This window comes from Winogradskyella schleiferi (genome assembly GCF_013394655.1).
GTDB lineage: Bacteria > Bacteroidota > Bacteroidia > Flavobacteriales > Flavobacteriaceae > Winogradskyella > Winogradskyella schleiferi.
In genome coordinates this window covers 1,023,891-1,039,469 of the sequence record NZ_CP053351.1, presented here as the reverse complement: position 1 = coordinate 1,039,469, position 15,579 = coordinate 1,023,891, and the positions used below count along the sequence as shown (strand labels likewise).

The following is a 15,579-nucleotide window of genomic DNA, read 5'->3' as shown; positions in this document are numbered from 1 at the left end:
TTAAATGTCATTCAAAGACTTACACCTCATAAAACCATTACTAAAAGCGATTGAAGCTTCAGGTTATGTTGATCCCACGTTGGTACAGCAACGTTCTATTCCTTTAGTTTTAGAAGGTAAAGATGTCATTGTTTCTGCGCAAACAGGCACAGGAAAAACTGCGGCTTTTGCCCTACCTATTTTACAGCAACTTTTTGATAAACAAGATGCACCAAAAAAAGGCAAGAAAATAAGAGCCTTGATTGTGAGTCCTACGCGGGAATTGGCAGTACAGATTCAACAAAATTTTAAAACCTATGCTCAGTACACTAATCTGCGTTCTCTGGTTGTTTTTGGTGGAGCATCCATAGAACCTCAAATTGATGTGCTAAAAAAAGGTGTTGATATACTGGTCGCAACACCTGGTCGCCTACTCGATTTACATAAACAAGATTATATCAATCTCGATTATATCGAAACCTTCGTTTTAGATGAAGCCGATTTAATGTTGGCTATGGGTTTTATTGATGATATTAAAAAAATCGAACGTCTTTGTCCTGAGGACAAGCAAACCTTATTATTTTCGGCCACCATTCCTTATAAAATAGAGGAATTGGCAAAAACCATTCTTAAAAATCCTGAGCGTATTGATGTGACTCCGACAAAATCGGTTGCTCAAGATGTGAGTCAGGTGTTGTATTACGTCCCTAAACGCAACAAAATTGAGTTGTGTTTACATTTAATGCGAAATACGATAAAAGGCAATGTTCTTATTTTTAGACGTACCAAATTTGGGGTTAATAAACTAGAACAGACCTTACTTAAAAACGGCTATACCGTTGATAGTATTCATGGCGACAAAGCGCAAAGTGAACGGCAAAATGCTTTGAATAAATTCAAAAATGGCTATGTAAAAGTCTTAATTGCTACAGATGTTGCGGCTCGTGGAATTGATATTAACGAACTCGATAACGTCTTTAATTTTGATATGCCAAATGTACCAGAAACTTACGTTCATAGGATTGGTAGAACTGGTCGTGCTGGAAATATAGGAATAGCGTATTCCATGTGTTCTTCTGACGAGAAAAGTTATGTAAAAACTATTGAACAATCCATTAATGTTCAAATTCCTGTTGAAACTGAACACCCTTATCCTTTAGATCCAAAAGCGAAACCGATAGTGCATAAAAAGAAAGGGAGTAAGTATAAAAAAGGTCGTAAAAGCGAGGCTTCCAAAAAGAAGAAGAAACGCTGGTACTGATGTATTATTTTATTCTGGTACTATCATAACTAAAACGTCCGTTTATCAAGATAATGTTTTAACAAAGGCACTTGAATACTCACCATAATTGCTAAAAGCACAACAGCATACATCAGCGTTGTTGAGAAATCAATAGAAAGATTTTCTAAGGGATTAACCGTTATATGAGATAAATCAAAACGGTCAAACCATCCATTATCTGAGGTTGGTTTATTCAGATAAATATAACCAATCAAAGCCACAAAACTACCTAATATTAAAAACCAAACTGACTTTGGAATCAATGGCTTATAAACCGTGGTTGTTGAACTGGAAATCGCTTCAACCTTAGACATTACGTTATTCGTAAAATCCAAAGAAGGTTGCTCTAAACTCTCCGCGGACATTAGTTTTCCAATGAGTTCTTCTATTTTTTTATCATCCTTTTCCATAATTCAATCTGCTTTCAGGTTGTAAATACTGCTCTAAAATAACCGCCAATTTTTTTCGTGCTCTAAAAAGCTTCACTTTCAATGTGTTAGCTTCTATATTTGTAATTTGAGAAATTTCATCTAAAGATAAATCCTCAAAATAAAATAATGTGAGCAACGCACTCGTTTCTTCAGGGAGTTCGGCCACACAATTCCTTATCAATGCTTGCTTTTCATTCATAATCATGTTTTCCAAGGCATTATCAATAACATCTAATTTATTAAATGTAAACTCATCAATGGCAACATTATTTAAATATTTTTTATTCTTTTTTATGCGATCCAAACAGGTATTATAGGTCACTTTATAAATCCATGTCGAAAATTTAGAGTCACCTTTAAAATTATCCAATGACTTAAAAACTTTTACAAACGCATCTTGTGCCACTTCCTCTGCCTCTTCACGATGTTTTAACATACGTAAGGCCAAAGTATAAACCAAATCCTTATACAGATCCACTAACTGTGCATACGCATTTGTATCGCCATTTTTAATAGCGTTGATTAGTATGTGGTCGTCGTTGGTGGTCATTTTGTATTTAAGACGACATAAAGTAATACAAGGTTACACAAATACAATAAATTTATTTTTTTTGAAAAAAGTGTAACCAGAATTCAAACCTTGTCGTCATAAGCTATGAACAAATAAAATTAATCAATTAAAAAACAAACATTATGAACGAAGAAATTTTAATACCGCTTAGTCTATTCGCAGCAATTTTTGGAATGGTATATTTATATCTGTCCACTAGAAACAAGGAACGCTTGGCACTTATTGAAAAAGGTGCAGATGCAAGTATTTTTAACCTCGGCAAACGCTCTGGTTCCTCTTGGAAAGTTATTGTTTTAAACTTAGCGTTTCTATTAATGGGCATTGGGTTAGGCGTGTTTATTGCTAATATTCTAGAAACTTATACGGGTTTAGATGATAATGCTATTTATCCAGCTATGATATTCTTAATGGCTGGAGTGGGTCTCTATATAGGCTTTACCCAAACCAAAAAAGCATTAGATGACTAATAATTAAGAACTAATCAATCTTTAAAAAGCGTCTCTTCCGATAGTTATCGGAATTGAGGCGTTTTTTTATGCCCATAAATAATGTATCTTTAAAAAATTATAAGCTTAACCATGCACAAATTTTTATTTATCCTACTTTTTATTGGGCAATTATCTTTTGCCCAGATCACTATTAAAGACAGTATTTCAACTTATCCTGTGAGTTATGCCACTATTTCGTTCGGAAATGGTAACGGTATTTTTGCGGATGATGAAGGTCAGTTTTTCTTCACCAAGAAATTATATCCAGATATCGATTCGCTTTTTATTTCGGCTTTGGGTTTTAAAGATTTGAATGTTTCGACAAGCAGTTTGCCCAGCCAATTATTGATGCATCCTGAAGCTTCAGAATTAGATGAAGTTTTGGTTGGAGTTACAATAGATAGAAAATTCAAAGAAGAAAAACTAAAACCATACCTAGACGACGATTATTACAATTGTTGGCTACCAACCATAGAATCTGAGATTGCGGTTTATTTTCCTAAAACCACTAACCAAGATCAAAAGCTAAAAACGGTATTTTTTCCCATTGCATTAGAATCGAAGGATTGGGAAAAACGCAATCGTAAAAACAGTGAAAAGAAAAAATTTTCGACCTTATTTAAAGTAAAATTTTATGACAATAATAATGGTGTTCCCGGGAAAGTGTTGACCTACGAAACCATTGTTTTTAGAGCGACTGAAAAAACTGGAGATGCCTTTGAGCTGAATGTCGAAGATTACGACATTTACATTCCTGAAAATGGTTTTTTTGTGTCCCTTCAAGTTTTGGGTTACACTAACAAAGAGGGAAAGCTGTTACCTAATAAAAAGTACAAAGAGATTAAATCTAAATCTGGTGATATCGTAAAAATCCCGACCAACTTTAGACCATTATTGCCTTTTACAGATGAAGTGGAAGGCAAAAACACTTACATCAAACGCGTGTTCATCAATGGCAACAATTGGGTGAAGTTTGACAAAGGCAATGGTTTACAATCCAGTCTACTCAAACGGGATTTATTTAATTATGGCATTGGTTTAACCTATAAAACTTATAAAGATGAATGAACCAATTGGTCTTTACATAATGGCCGCAATTTATGTTTTAGCAGGCATTATGCACTTTATAAAGCCAAAAATGTATATGCGGATTATGCCAAAATATTTACCAAACCATAAAGCTTTGGTGTATTTGAGCGGAATCGCAGAGATGCTATTAGGTATTGGATTATGTATTCCCGCTATAAAAAATATGGCCATTTTTGGCATTATTGCAATGTTGGCGGTTTTTCTTTTGGTCCATTTTTATATGCTTTCTGGCGAAAAAGCATCTGCAGGAATTCCGAAATGGATTTTGATTTTACGGATTCCACTTCAATTTGGTTTGATGTATTGGGCTTGGGTTTATTTATAGTTTGGAATTTTAAAACTTGAATTTTGACTTCAATAATTTACTCCACCTCAAAATCAAAATAAGTCTTAGGAAAGGGTTCCCAACGCAAAGTAAAATGCCACCACTCTTTTGGGTAATTTCTGAAGTTATGCTTCAACATTACGGTTTGTAACAATTGGCGGTTTTGCTTTTGCTTTTCCGTTAAATCATCATGGGCAACCCAAGATGCCTCGCCAAAAAAATCGTAAGGACTTCCCATATCCAAAGGTGCTCCTGTTTCACCGTCGATGATTGTCAAATCTATTGTACTGCCTCTACTATGCCCAGAACGAGAGGCTATATAACCCGCTTTAAACAGGTTTCTTTTATTCACTTCAGGATAAAATTGCTGTTTATTAATGGTATCGTTCAAATCTTTTGCCCAACGGATAAAATGATTCACGGCTCGTTGTGGTCTGTAACCGTCATACACTTTTAAACAAAGATTTTGTTTTTGCAATTCATCTTGAACCAATTTCAACTTTTCGGCTGTGTTTTTGGTTAATATCAAACGATTGGAATTGTAACCATCTATAGTATCACCAACAAAATTGTTTTGGGAAAAATACCGTAGTTCCACATTCAAATCCGGAATTACGGATGTCACATACACAAAACCTTCAGGCAAAGTTTGCTTTTGTTGAAAACCAAATAAAAGCAAGACTAAACTTCCTATGTAAAATATTGATTTATAATTCATATCGAACTACTAAATTAATGAAAAAATAAAGGCGAAGAAAAGAGTGTTCGAATTATCACAACATTGATAGTTTATAGAAGTGAAAAAGCCCTAAACAACAAAAAACCGAGATCCCTCAATCTCGGTTTTCGTTTATTTGCTTTTTAACTATGCTGGTAGATTTAGGGTCTCTAAGTTAACACAACATAAGGCAAATATTAATTAATTAATCCATTGAACTAAAAACTAAATTTTAGTACGAGTCAAATATATAATTCATTTTGAATTGCGACGCTAAAAAACACATTTAATCGATGTATTGCATTTAATTTTAACATTTGAAGTTGAAATAATGCATTTCATCGATAAAATACATTGTTCCAATTGTATTTACACTTCATTTCAAAATACAAAATTGGTATAAAATTTGAATCAAAATTTAATATTCGAGGTATATAAAGTAACTTTAAACATCACAAAAACAATTTAAAAATGAAACAGTATATAATTCTTGCTTTATGTTTGGTTTGTTCCATTGGTTTGAGTCAGGACAAAACTTATACGGAAGAAGAATTGGCTATTACAAAATGGATCGATGGTACATTACTGAGTCCAAACGGAAATGACAAACCCAATTTAGCCATCATAATTGCAGGTTCTGGTCCTACAAACCGAAACGGCAATCAAAATTTCCTTAAAAACAACTCCCTAAAGAAATTAGCAGAAGGACTCACGGACAATGGTATTGCAACCTTTAGATATGATAAGCGTATCGTAAAACAGATTCTAAAGAATAACGTCGATAAGGATATAATGTTCGATGATTTTGTAAGCGATGCTTCCGAAGTTTTAGATTACTTCAAGGAAAAAGATAGTTATAATAAAATTTATGTCATTGGTCATAGTCAAGGGAGCTTGGTCGGCATGCTATCGGCTAAAGACAAAGCTGACGGTTTTATTTCATTGGCTGGAGCTGGTAATAATATAGGTGATGTTATTATTGAACAAGTGACCAAAATGGCACCAAAATTAGGAGAAGAAGCGCAACGCGTCGTCGGTTTGCTAAAGAAGGGAGAAAACACCACGGATTATCCTGATGCTTTAGGTTCTTTATTTGGTCCTAACATACAAGATTTTATGATCAATTGGATGACTTATAATCCGACCGAAATTATTCAAGATTTAAAAATGCCGATTCTAATAATTAATGGCACAAAAGATCTACAGGTTTCGGTTAAAGAAGCAGAACTATTAAAAGAAGCCAATGACCAAGCCAAATTGCTAATTATCGAAAAGATGAACCATGTGCTTTTTGAAATTGAAGGCGATGATTTAGAAAACTCAAAATCATATAATGAATCCTTTCGAAAGGTTTCTCCCATACTTATTGAAAGTATTACGGATTTTATAAAATCTTAATAGGCATTCATTAATCACAACTTCATAGGAAAGTATCTTAAAAAAGATGCTTTTTTTTATGTTGAAACTTCATAAAAAACAAAAAGCATCTCTTTCGATTATTACCGAAGATGAGATGCTTTTTCGACTTAACCAACTAAATAAAATGAAAAGCATTCCTCCCGATTACTATCGGGAACGAGATGCTACTTCTGATTAAATACCAAACAAAATGAAAAGCATCCCAACCACGAGATGCTTTTTCTAACTAACCAACCAAATGTAATACAACTACTTTGTAGTAATGTTACCAGATGGTAACTATCGTAATGTGTATTACGATTAGTATATTACAAACGGCGTGCCAAACTTTATTTTATGAAAACTTTTTATTTAAACTCATAAAACTGTAACAAATGAATTTAGTTGCATACTAATCTAATAAGTTATATCTTTATGATATCATTTTAATATCATATTGAATTTTAAATAGATTAACCAACTAAATTTTTGAAATCATGACAGAAGAAAAAATCATCGTCCCTGCAAATGGCTACTTAATGTTATTCCTATTTATAGCATTATTCTTTGGAAGTATCACTCTCATTCCCATAACACAAACGGTCTGGCCTGTATTTGGTATTGTCGTCGCAATTGTATTGGCATTCGGGTTTTTAATGGTACAACCAAATGGCTCCCGTGTGTTACTTTTATTTGGAAAATATGTTGGCACCGTAAAAAAGAACGGCTTCTATTGGGTAAATCCATTATATACGAAAAAGAAAATCTCCTTAAGAGCCAGTAACTTTGATAGCGAACGTTTAAAAGTGAATGACAAATTAGGAAATCCAATAATGATCAGTACTATTTTAGTTTGGCGCGTTCATAACACTTACAAAGCGGCTTTTGATGTTGATAATTATGAAAATTTTGTACGTGTGCAAACTGATGCGGCAGTTCGGAAATTAGCAAGCATGTACCCTTATGATAACTTTGCAGATGAAGGTGTGGTTGAAGATATCACGCTTCGTTCTAGCGTCAATGAAGTAAGTGAAGCTTTAGAAAAAGAAATAGACGAGCGCTTAACCATTGCAGGCATAGAAGTTCTAGAAGCCAGAATTGGCTATTTGGCGTATGCCAACGAGATCGCTAACGCCATGTTAAAACGCCAACAAGCGACAGCCATCGTAGCAGCAAGACATAAAATTGTTGAAGGTGCAGTAAGTATGGTAGAAATGGCCATTGAACAACTCAGTAGAAAAAATGTCGTGGATCTAGATGAAGAACGTAAAGCGGCAATGGTCAGTAATCTGATGGTGGTGCTTTGTGGAGATAAAGATGCTTCGCCAGTTTTAAATACGGGAACTTTAAATCATTGATTCAACTTATTAATTAAGGATTGATTTTTATTAATAGAGGGCTAACAAGAACTTTTACAACATTACCCATGCGAATTTTCAAGGAAGAACAACGTTTTAACCAATTATGGCTCATTATAGTAATGGCACTTAGTGTATTGGTTACAATTGGGATCATATTAGGTACTTATAGTAATGATCCCAGTAGCTTTTCTGGCTTAGAATTAATTTTGGTCATTGGTGTTACTATTTTAGCGGCTGGTTTAATATTTTTGTTTAAACTCAGCACGAGAATCGATGAGTTTGGAATACATTATAAATTCTTTCCTTTTCATAGGAGCTTTAAAGTCATTAAATGGAATGAGATACATAATGCCTTTGTGAGAAAATATAGTGCCGTAAGCGAATATGGTGGTTGGGGACTTAGAGGTAGTTTGCTATGGAATAAATCTAAAAGAAAAGCAATAAACGTATCTGGTACTATTGGAATTCAACTCATACTAAAAAATGGTAATAAACTTTTAATTGGAACACAAAAACAAAACGAAGCCGAAAGTGTATTAGCCACCTATAAATCAAAATTCAATTAATTTACCATGTCCAAAAAGAAAGCCTTTGCATTACGAATCAATGAAGACATGCTGAAAGCCGTTGAAAAATGGGCTTCGGATGAGTTTCGCAGTACCAACGGTCAAATCGAATGGATGTTAATGCAATATTTAAAAGAACATAACAGGCAACCCAAACAAAAAGATAAACCCAAAGACAAAGAGTGATCAGAGATGGTCACTTTTTTAGTTTTTAATTTTTGTATTTTGCGCATAAATTACGTCAGAACATGAAATTATTATTTAAAACATCATTAATACTATCTTTCTTATTATGTATTAATTTTTCTTTTTCTCAAACATTAACATTTGAAAAAGCTAATGCAAGCCATTCCGAACAGTTCACAATTCCCGTAAAAATAGATTCCATTAGCTTTAATTCTTTTAAAATTCAATTTACTGTAACCAATGGTTTGGCTGATGTTGTTCAGTTTATTCCCAACGAAAAACTCGCAAAAGGTACTTTTAGTTATACTGAAAATAACAAAGAACACACTATAGAATACAAAGGAAACTCTAATATTATTATTGAAAAAAAAGCATCTTTATTCGATATAAAGATGAAAACGGAAAACCGTTTTAAAGACATTGAACTGATTAAATTAACTTCTACAAATTTTCTTTCAGATCAAAACCTAATACCACTTAAAAAACACAAAATAGAAAAGGCCACAGGTAATCAATGGGTTTTATTTAAAAATGACGCAATTGTATTTGGATTACTAATGATTGCTTTAGGTTTAGTTTTTTTTACAGAATCAAAGAAAACTGGGTTTTGGCATAAATTCTACCGTATTGTACCAGGATTATTGATGTGCTATTTAATTCCTGCGATATTTAATTCATTTGGTTTAATTTCAGATGAAATCTCCGAAAGTTATTTTATTGCAAGTCGCTATTTACTGCCTGCTTCGTTGGTTTTATTAACTTTAAGCATAGACCTAAAAGCTATTTTCAATTTAGGTTGGAAAGCTTTAGTTATGTTCTTTACAGGCACAATAGGAATTGTAATAGGTGGTCCTATCGCTATTTTATTAATTTCTTCATTTTCACCAGAAACTGTTGGTGGAGCAGGTTTTGATGCTACATGGAGAGGATTGGCAACATTAGCTGGTAGTTGGATTGGTGGTGGAGCAAATCAAGCAGCTATGTTGGAGATTTACGAGTTTAATCAAGAACTTTATGGAGGAATGGTTTTGGTTGATATTGTGGTGGCTAATATTTGGATGGCAATTATTTTATTAGGTATTGGAAAACGAAAAAAGATTGACAAATGGTTTAAAGCAGACAATACAGCTATTGATGAACTTCAAAATAAAGTACAAGCGTTTAGTGATAAAATCACACGAAATCCATCATTAACAGATATTATTGTCATTCTAGCTTTTGCTTTTGGTGCCGTTGGAATTGCGCATTATGGAGCAGATAACATATCTGTATTTTTAAAAGATAATTTCGAAGCCGTAAGTAATCCAAAAAGTGCATTATCATCTTTTGGTAGTGGATTCTTTTGGCTTATTTCTATTGCCACACTTATTGGTGTTTTATTGTCTTTTACAAAAGCGAAAAATTATGAAGGTGCTGGTGCCAGTAAAATAGGAAGTGTATTTATTTATATTCTTGTTGCAACCATTGGAATGAAAATGGATTTGGGTAAAATATTTGAAAATCCTGGACTTATTTTAATTGGATTGGTTTGGATGGCAATTCATGCCTTATTATTGATTTTAATTGCAAAATTGATAAAAGCACCTTTCTTCTTTTTAGCCGTGGGCAGTCAAGCCAATGTTGGTGGCGCAGCTTCTGCACCAGTTGTAGCAGCCGCTTTTCATCCGTCTTTAGCAACTGTTGGAGCTTTATTAGCTGTATTTGGCTATGTTGTTGGCACGTATGGCGCTATTCTTTGTGCAGAACTTATGAAAATAGCAGCTACTGGTTAGTATTTGTAAAACAATTATAAGATATTTGCGCCTCAAATTTCAACGGTAGCATAAGTGCGAAGTTGTAGCCTAATAATTTACCCAAACATGACAAAATTAAACAAAGCCCTAAGTCTTATTATATTAGTAATGTTAGCCGTTTCCTGTGGAAAGGAAAGCGACAGCAATTTTACCCTAAAAGGTAAGATAAAAGGGTTAAAAAAAGGGGTGGTCTATCTTCAAAAAGATGGCGATTCCAGTGTTGTTAACTTGGATTCTATGGTTATTGTAGGTCAACCTGAATTTAATTTACAAACCAATTTAGACGAGCCTATACTACTCTATTTAAAATTGTTTAAAAATGATGGTGAAGAGCATTATATTCCATTTTTTGCGGATAAAGGTGTGACTGAAATTAATACCACTTTAAAACATTTTGATTTTGATTCTGAAATAAAAGGCTCCAAACAACATGAGCTTTTAGAGGAGTACTTAGGCATCATGTCACAATTCAACAATAAAAATTTAGACATCATTGAAGCGAGTTTTAACGCGCAAAAAGATAAGGATAGTACAGCAATTGATTCTTTAAATAAAATTACCGATCAGCTTATAAAACGTAAATATGCTTATACGATTCAGTTCGCCATGAATAATAAGGATAGCGAAGTTGCGCCTTATCTGGCCTTATATGAAACGCGAAATGCAAATCCTGTGTTCATAGATTCTATATACAACAATCTAACTCCTGAAGTTAAGAATTCATTTTATGGTAAAAAATTGGAAGAATCCATCGCAAACAGAAAATCGGCTGAATAACACTGAAAAACATTTTTTATCATACTTAAGAATCTAGAATTAAGATAAAAGTAAAAATCCAATCAAATAAATGATTGGATTCTGTGTTTTTAAACTAAAAATAAATTATATCCATTATTTTTTTTAAATAATCGAAAATAAGTTACGGTTATTATAATTTGTTGATTTTATCTATAAGTTCTCTTCCTTTTGTTTCAAGATCATTGTTAATGGCTTTAAAATGTGCTTTCTTATTTTCAACACTTCTATCATTAACACGAGCAATTAACTCATCAAACGTACTAATGGCTTCATCTATAATCGCTTCGCTTTCTTTGGTTGACTTTTCTGGATTGGTCAATTCCCAAACGTAAACTGCTTCAATAATATCTCCTAAAACGTAGTTGATATCCTTTTTTAAATCTCTTTTATTCGACATGATATTTATTCTTTTATATAACTGCAAAAGTACTAAATCCTTTTAGTTAATTAATTGATTTTTATTTGAAGTTTTTAAACGTAAATTTTCAAAGTTTTTGCATACTTCGAATTTAATTTGAAATCTATAATCGTAGCAGAAATCCATAGGATTTCTCCCTTGAAAATTTTAATTGCTTCAAAGTATTCTTCAAATAATTAGTCTCCAGAATAGGTGACAAAGTTACGAGGCGTTTCGTAAAGCGTAATTTTAAGTTGAAATTTTGGATCTAGCTTTGATTTCAGCTTGTTGTAAATAACAACTGCGATATTTTCTGCCGTAGGATTTAGATCTTTAAATTCTGGTACTTCAACATTTAAGTTCTTATGGTCAAAAGCATCCTCAATTTCAGATTTAATGAGGTCTTTTAAAATTTTTACGTCAATTACGAAACCGGTTTCAGGATCAATTTTCCCTGTTACACTTGCAATTAATTCATAATTATGGCCGTGAAAATTAGGATTATTGCACAAACCAAAAACGGCATCGTTTTTCTCAAAGCTCCAATCTTTTCTATATAATCGGTGTGCTGCGTTAAAATGTGCTTTTCTGTGGACCGTAACTTTCATTATTATTTTTTAATGTTTATGAATTCGTAAAACTTTTCAAAAATTATTTTAAACCAGGCGGTGTATAATTCTGAATTTGTAGCCATATCGGATTTTATAGCTTCAAGTGACATCCATTTCCAGCTCGCCACTTCATCTTTATTGATGTTTGGATCGTCGTTATAATACCCAATCATTATGTGGTCATACTCATGTTCTGTTAGACCATTTTCAAAAGGTGCTTTATAAATAAATGAGGTGGATTCTTCTAAATCAGTTACAAAGCCCATTTCTTCCTGCAAACGACGTTTGCCTGCTTGCAAATTGGTTTCACCATCACGTTGATGACTGCAACAGGTGTTCGTCCAAAGACCTGGTGTATGATATTTATGCATAGCACGTTGCTGTAGCATCAATTCATTTTTATCATTAAAGACAAAAACCGAAAATGCACGATGCAAAAGTGCTTTTTCGTGCGCTTCCATTTTTGGCATTAAACCAATTTTATTATCATTTTCATCTACTAAGATGACTTGTTCTTCTGTCATCTTGCTAAATTAATACCTTATGCTTAAATAAAAGTGAAGGATTTCATAAAAAAATAGCCGTTTAAAAAAATTTAAACGGCTAATGAAGTTTATATGCTAGAAAAATATTTATTTTTCTTCTATTTTATCATCACAGGTTTTACCATTTATACTCGTAATAATAAATTCACTTCGTCTGTTAAGTTGATGTTCTTCCTCAGAACAATTTTTTGAATTTTCAGCATCGCAACCACAATCATTTACTAATCTTGTTTCGCCATAACCTTTGGCTGTTAATCGCTCGCCTTCAACGCCTTTATCTATTAAATATTGACGTGTAGATTTTGCTCTTCGGTCTGACAATTTTTCATTATAAGCTGCTGGACCTCTGCAATCGGTATGGCTACGAATATCAATGTGCATGGTTGGATATTTGGTCAATACTGCTAATACTTTTTGAATTTCAATTTCAGCATCATATCTTATATTAGACTTATCAAAATCAAAATAAATAATAGGAATATCCAATACTTTAGCCAAATCATCACAAGGCTCTATCTGTTGCTCATCCTTCTCTATGAGCATTTCCATCTTCAATTCCTGATTTTTGTTTGGTGTGGTAAAACGTTTTTCGTCTGACGTATATTTATCTTTTTCAACTCTAACTAAGTATTCCTTTTTAGGATCTACTTTAAATTTAAAATACGCATCTTCTCCAACGGTTTGACGCGCTATTTCGTTTCCTTCTTCATCATATAAAATAACCGTTGCACCTGGTATTAATTCTTTAGTATTTATATCTTCAACGATACCTTCAACCAAAAGTTTTAATTCTGGGACTTCAAATGTATAAATGTCATCACTACCTTTACCTCCTTCTCTATTTGAACTGAAATAAACACGTTTAGTGACTAAGTTTTCGTAATAGCCAAAATCGTCCCATTCACTATTTACTGGTTTTCCAACATTTTCTATCGGGAAATTTCTATTGGAACCTTCTTTGACTTTTTTATCTATACCTTCAGATTTAAAAACATCCAAGCCTCCTAATCCCGGAAATCCTGTTGAGGAAAAATATAAATCTCCACTCGTATTAATAAATGGAAATGACTCTTGACCTTCGGTATTTATTGCAGATCCTAAATTTTCTGGCTCACCTAGAGTACCATCATCATTAACATCGACAACGAAAATATCGGATTGCCCAAAAGTACCTGGCATATCCGAAGCAAAATATAATTTAGTTCCTGTTACGTTTAGGGAAGGATGTGCTACACTATAATCTATACTATTAAAATGCACTTTATGGATATTTTCCCATTTACCATCGTCACTTAAAGTAGCTCTGTATAATTGTAGTCTATTAATTCCCGTATCGTCTTCTTTATATTTTAATCTGTGATAATTATTTCTTGTAAAGAACATGTATTTTCCATTAGGTGAAAACACAGCACTCGATTCATGGTATTTAGTATTTACATCGCCTTCTATATTTTTTACGTCACCAAAAGCTCCTTCTTCGTTTTTTTCTACGGAATACAAATCTAAATAAGGCTCTTCATTCCATCTGTATTTACGTCCTCCACCTCTTGCTGAAGCGAACACTATACTGTTTTCGTATTCTGTGGTGCCGAAATCAGATAACTCTGTATTGATCTCGAGGTTCATTGGTTCAATATCGTCTCTACTTAATTCTTCAATAGTCAATTTATAATCTACCTTAGATAAAAAAGCCTTTCCTCTTGAATCTTCTGGTTTCAGCTCGTTGAATTTAGCCATCCATTCATCTGAACCTTCGTAATCCTTGATCCCCTTTAGTGCTAAGGCATATCTAAAATAATACTCTGGATCAACGACTTCTCCCATATTTATTAATTCACCATACCATTTAGCAGCTTCTTCCATTTTATTCTGGAAATAGAACGAATTGGCTAATTTTTGAAAGAGATCCACTGATTTATAACCTTTGTTTGCTACTTCTAACAAAACTTCACTTGTTTTTACATAAGCAAAATCCCTATAGTCATCTTTAACACTTTGAATCTTTCCATTTTGAGCAAAAGTGGTTGAAGAGCATACAAATACGACTGTTAATAGTATATATTTTAATATTGTTTTCATAGTTCTATTTTTAGAAGAAACGTGGTGATAATATTCTACCTAATCTTTTAACTTCAAATCTTAATGTGAATTCGTGTGTACCACTATTATAATTACTGAGACCTGTTGTTGTTAAATCATAACTATAACCAACAAACATGCCAGGCGTTATCTGTAAACCTGCTAAAGCACTGACTGAATCGTCCCATCTCCAGGCCAAACCTAAGGTAACTTTCTTTTGAATCCAAAAATTAGCCGATACATCTGCAATCAATGGTGCTCCCGAGACTCCTTTTAATAAAAATGCAGGTTTTAATTCTGTAGTTTCACTAATGTTGAAAACATAACCACCAATTAAATAGAAATGCATACGCTCTGTGGCAACTGACTCCTCATAATCGTCATAATGTTTGGTCTCAATAAAATTAGGAACCGCCAGACCTACATACCATTTTCGGGTATGCATGTATAAACCAGCTCCAATCATTGGTGATATTAAATTTAAATCATTCTCAAATGCTGGATCCGTATCTCTATAGCGTCCTTTGCTCCAATCGGTATCCAACATATAAAACCCGCCTTTTGCACCAAATGATAATTTTAAGTCATTGGCATTTATAGGAATGGTGTAAGACACATTAGCATCTACAAATGTTTCACTAGCAGGACCCAAAGCATCTTTTACAATATTTAAGCCTAAACCAATGCGTTCGTTACGCAATGGCGTATGAGCACCTAATGATTGTGTTTGAGGTGCACCATCTATTCCAACCCATTGTGATCTGTGTAAACCAACGACACTCAACGTCTCTCTTTGACCAGCATAAGCAGGATTAACACTCAAAGTATTAAACATGTAATGTGTGTATTGAGGATCTTGCTGCGCAAAACTAACAGTACTAACTAGTATAAATACTAAAACTATTAATCCTTTTATTAGTGATGATTTATGTATCATTTTAATATATTTTATAATTCAGTAT

Annotated in this window: 18 protein-coding genes; 10 read left to right on the top strand and 8 right to left on the bottom strand. The window is 33.2% G+C overall.

The genetic code is table 11. From position 1 onward, the window contains the following. Window positions 1–4 precede the first annotated feature (4 nt). Window positions 5–1,240 (top strand): DEAD/DEAH box helicase, encoded by a 1,236-nt coding sequence (locus HM990_RS04535; protein ID WP_178987803.1) that lies wholly within the window; start codon window positions 5–7, stop codon window positions 1,238–1,240. Between the two features lie 29 nt (window positions 1,241–1,269). Here the strand turns inward: HM990_RS04535 and HM990_RS04530 are convergent, their stop codons facing one another. Continuing rightward, a complete protein-coding gene (locus HM990_RS04530; protein ID WP_178987802.1) occupies window positions 1,270–1,671 on the bottom strand; it encodes a hypothetical protein in 402 nt (133 codons plus the stop codon). Further along, entirely contained in the window at window positions 1,658–2,242 is a 585-nt protein-coding gene (locus HM990_RS04525; protein WP_178987801.1) for an RNA polymerase sigma factor, read from the bottom strand. The genes HM990_RS04530 and HM990_RS04525 overlap by 14 nt, the downstream gene beginning before the upstream one ends. Window positions 2,243–2,385: 143 nt before the next feature. Here HM990_RS04525 and HM990_RS04520 point away from each other — a divergent pair, with 143 nt between their 5' ends. The 3 genes from HM990_RS04520 to HM990_RS04510 all read left to right on the top strand — a co-directional run bounded on the left by HM990_RS04520 (window position 2,386) and on the right by HM990_RS04510 (window position 4,165). After that, complete coding sequence (locus HM990_RS04520) at window positions 2,386–2,730, top strand: DUF6249 domain-containing protein (protein WP_178987800.1); 345 nt, start codon at window positions 2,386–2,388, stop codon at window positions 2,728–2,730. A gap of 111 nt (window positions 2,731–2,841) precedes the next feature. Beyond that, entirely contained in the window at window positions 2,842–3,819 is a 978-nt protein-coding gene (locus HM990_RS04515) for a peptidase associated/transthyretin-like domain-containing protein (RefSeq protein WP_178987799.1), read from the top strand. Further along, complete coding sequence (locus HM990_RS04510; protein ID WP_178987798.1) at window positions 3,812–4,165, top strand: DoxX family protein; 354 nt, start codon at window positions 3,812–3,814, stop codon at window positions 4,163–4,165. The genes HM990_RS04515 and HM990_RS04510 overlap by 8 nt, the downstream gene beginning before the upstream one ends. A 37-nt stretch (window positions 4,166–4,202) precedes the next feature. Here the strand turns inward: HM990_RS04510 and HM990_RS04505 are convergent, their stop codons facing one another. Next, the gene (locus HM990_RS04505) at window positions 4,203–4,883 is read right to left on the bottom strand and encodes a M15 family metallopeptidase (protein WP_178987797.1); all 681 of its coding nucleotides are present in this window, start codon (window positions 4,881–4,883) and stop codon (window positions 4,203–4,205) included. 471 nt (window positions 4,884–5,354) lie between these two features. Here HM990_RS04505 and HM990_RS04500 point away from each other — a divergent pair, with 471 nt between their 5' ends. The 6 genes from HM990_RS04500 (at window position 5,355) to HM990_RS04475 (ending at window position 10,964) form a co-directional block, all read left to right on the top strand. Next, window positions 5,355–6,281, top strand: a complete 927-nt coding sequence (locus HM990_RS04500) for an alpha/beta hydrolase family protein (RefSeq protein WP_178987796.1) — start codon at window positions 5,355–5,357, stop codon at window positions 6,279–6,281. Between the two features lie 497 nt (window positions 6,282–6,778). Beyond that, window positions 6,779–7,639: an SPFH domain-containing protein gene (locus tag HM990_RS04495; RefSeq protein WP_178987795.1), complete on the top strand. Its 861-nt coding sequence runs from the start codon at window positions 6,779–6,781 to the stop codon at window positions 7,637–7,639. Between the two features lie 68 nt (window positions 7,640–7,707). Beyond that, complete coding sequence (locus HM990_RS04490; protein WP_178987794.1) at window positions 7,708–8,208, top strand: hypothetical protein; 501 nt, start codon at window positions 7,708–7,710, stop codon at window positions 8,206–8,208. Between the two features lie 6 nt (window positions 8,209–8,214). Then, window positions 8,215–8,394 (top strand): Arc family DNA binding domain-containing protein, encoded by a 180-nt coding sequence (locus tag HM990_RS04485; protein ID WP_178987793.1) that lies wholly within the window; start codon window positions 8,215–8,217, stop codon window positions 8,392–8,394. 557 nt (window positions 8,395–8,951) lie between these two features. Next, on the top strand, window positions 8,952–10,166 hold the full coding sequence (locus HM990_RS04480) for a DUF819 family protein (protein ID WP_229719431.1): 1,215 nt from the start codon (window positions 8,952–8,954) through the stop codon (window positions 10,164–10,166). An 87-nt stretch (window positions 10,167–10,253) separates the two neighbouring features. Continuing rightward, window positions 10,254–10,964, top strand: a complete 711-nt coding sequence (locus tag HM990_RS04475; protein ID WP_178987791.1) for a DUF4369 domain-containing protein — start codon at window positions 10,254–10,256, stop codon at window positions 10,962–10,964. A gap of 151 nt (window positions 10,965–11,115) precedes the next feature. Here the strand turns inward: HM990_RS04475 and HM990_RS04470 are convergent, their stop codons facing one another. The 5 genes from HM990_RS04470 to HM990_RS04450 form a co-directional block, all read right to left on the bottom strand. Beyond that, on the bottom strand, window positions 11,116–11,382 hold the full coding sequence (locus HM990_RS04470) for a hypothetical protein (protein ID WP_178987790.1): 267 nt from the start codon (window positions 11,380–11,382) through the stop codon (window positions 11,116–11,118). A 197-nt stretch (window positions 11,383–11,579) separates the two neighbouring features. Continuing rightward, the gene (locus HM990_RS04465) at window positions 11,580–11,990 is read right to left on the bottom strand and encodes a 6-pyruvoyl trahydropterin synthase family protein (RefSeq protein ID WP_178987789.1); all 411 of its coding nucleotides are present in this window, start codon (window positions 11,988–11,990) and stop codon (window positions 11,580–11,582) included. Between the two features lie 2 nt (window positions 11,991–11,992). Further along, a complete protein-coding gene (gene idi, locus HM990_RS04460; RefSeq protein WP_178987788.1) occupies window positions 11,993–12,517 on the bottom strand; it encodes an isopentenyl-diphosphate Delta-isomerase in 525 nt (174 codons plus the stop codon). Between the two features lie 108 nt (window positions 12,518–12,625). Then, a complete protein-coding gene (locus HM990_RS04455) occupies window positions 12,626–14,617 on the bottom strand; it encodes an OmpA family protein (protein ID WP_178987787.1) in 1,992 nt (663 codons plus the stop codon). Between the two features lie 10 nt (window positions 14,618–14,627). Further along, window positions 14,628–15,554, bottom strand: a complete 927-nt coding sequence (locus tag HM990_RS04450; protein ID WP_178987786.1) for a PorP/SprF family type IX secretion system membrane protein — start codon at window positions 15,552–15,554, stop codon at window positions 14,628–14,630. Window positions 15,555–15,579: the final 25 nt, after the last annotated feature.

Excerpts from the sequence above, each read along its gene's own strand:
- HM990_RS04475 (WP_178987791.1), top strand. The coding sequence starts at position 10,254 with ATGACAAAATTAAACAAAGCCCTAAGTCTTATTATATTAGTAATGTTA.
- HM990_RS04490 (WP_178987794.1), top strand. The coding sequence starts at position 7,708 with ATGCGAATTTTCAAGGAAGAACAACGTTTTAACCAATTATGGCTCATT.
- HM990_RS04455 (WP_178987787.1), bottom strand. The coding sequence starts at position 14,617 with ATGAAAACAATATTAAAATATATACTATTAACAGTCGTATTTGTATGC.
- HM990_RS04525 (WP_178987801.1), bottom strand. The coding sequence starts at position 2,242 with ATGACCACCAACGACGACCACATACTAATCAACGCTATTAAAAATGGC.
- HM990_RS04470 (WP_178987790.1), bottom strand. The coding sequence starts at position 11,382 with ATGTCGAATAAAAGAGATTTAAAAAAGGATATCAACTACGTTTTAGGA.
- HM990_RS04485 (WP_178987793.1), top strand. The coding sequence starts at position 8,215 with ATGTCCAAAAAGAAAGCCTTTGCATTACGAATCAATGAAGACATGCTG.
- HM990_RS04505 (WP_178987797.1), bottom strand. The coding sequence starts at position 4,883 with ATGAATTATAAATCAATATTTTACATAGGAAGTTTAGTCTTGCTTTTA.
- HM990_RS04510 (WP_178987798.1), top strand. The coding sequence starts at position 3,812 with ATGAATGAACCAATTGGTCTTTACATAATGGCCGCAATTTATGTTTTA.
- HM990_RS04515 (WP_178987799.1), top strand. The coding sequence starts at position 2,842 with ATGCACAAATTTTTATTTATCCTACTTTTTATTGGGCAATTATCTTTT.
- idi (WP_178987788.1), bottom strand. The coding sequence starts at position 12,517 with ATGACAGAAGAACAAGTCATCTTAGTAGATGAAAATGATAATAAAATT.
- HM990_RS04535 (WP_178987803.1), top strand. The coding sequence starts at position 5 with ATGTCATTCAAAGACTTACACCTCATAAAACCATTACTAAAAGCGATT.
- HM990_RS04495 (WP_178987795.1), top strand. The coding sequence starts at position 6,779 with ATGACAGAAGAAAAAATCATCGTCCCTGCAAATGGCTACTTAATGTTA.
- HM990_RS04530 (WP_178987802.1), bottom strand. The coding sequence starts at position 1,671 with ATGGAAAAGGATGATAAAAAAATAGAAGAACTCATTGGAAAACTAATG.
- HM990_RS04520 (WP_178987800.1), top strand. The coding sequence starts at position 2,386 with ATGAACGAAGAAATTTTAATACCGCTTAGTCTATTCGCAGCAATTTTT.
- HM990_RS04480 (WP_229719431.1), top strand. The coding sequence starts at position 8,952 with ATGATTGCTTTAGGTTTAGTTTTTTTTACAGAATCAAAGAAAACTGGG.
- HM990_RS04450 (WP_178987786.1), bottom strand. The coding sequence starts at position 15,554 with ATGATACATAAATCATCACTAATAAAAGGATTAATAGTTTTAGTATTT.
- HM990_RS04465 (WP_178987789.1), bottom strand. The coding sequence starts at position 11,990 with ATGAAAGTTACGGTCCACAGAAAAGCACATTTTAACGCAGCACACCGA.
- HM990_RS04500 (WP_178987796.1), top strand. The coding sequence starts at position 5,355 with ATGAAACAGTATATAATTCTTGCTTTATGTTTGGTTTGTTCCATTGGT.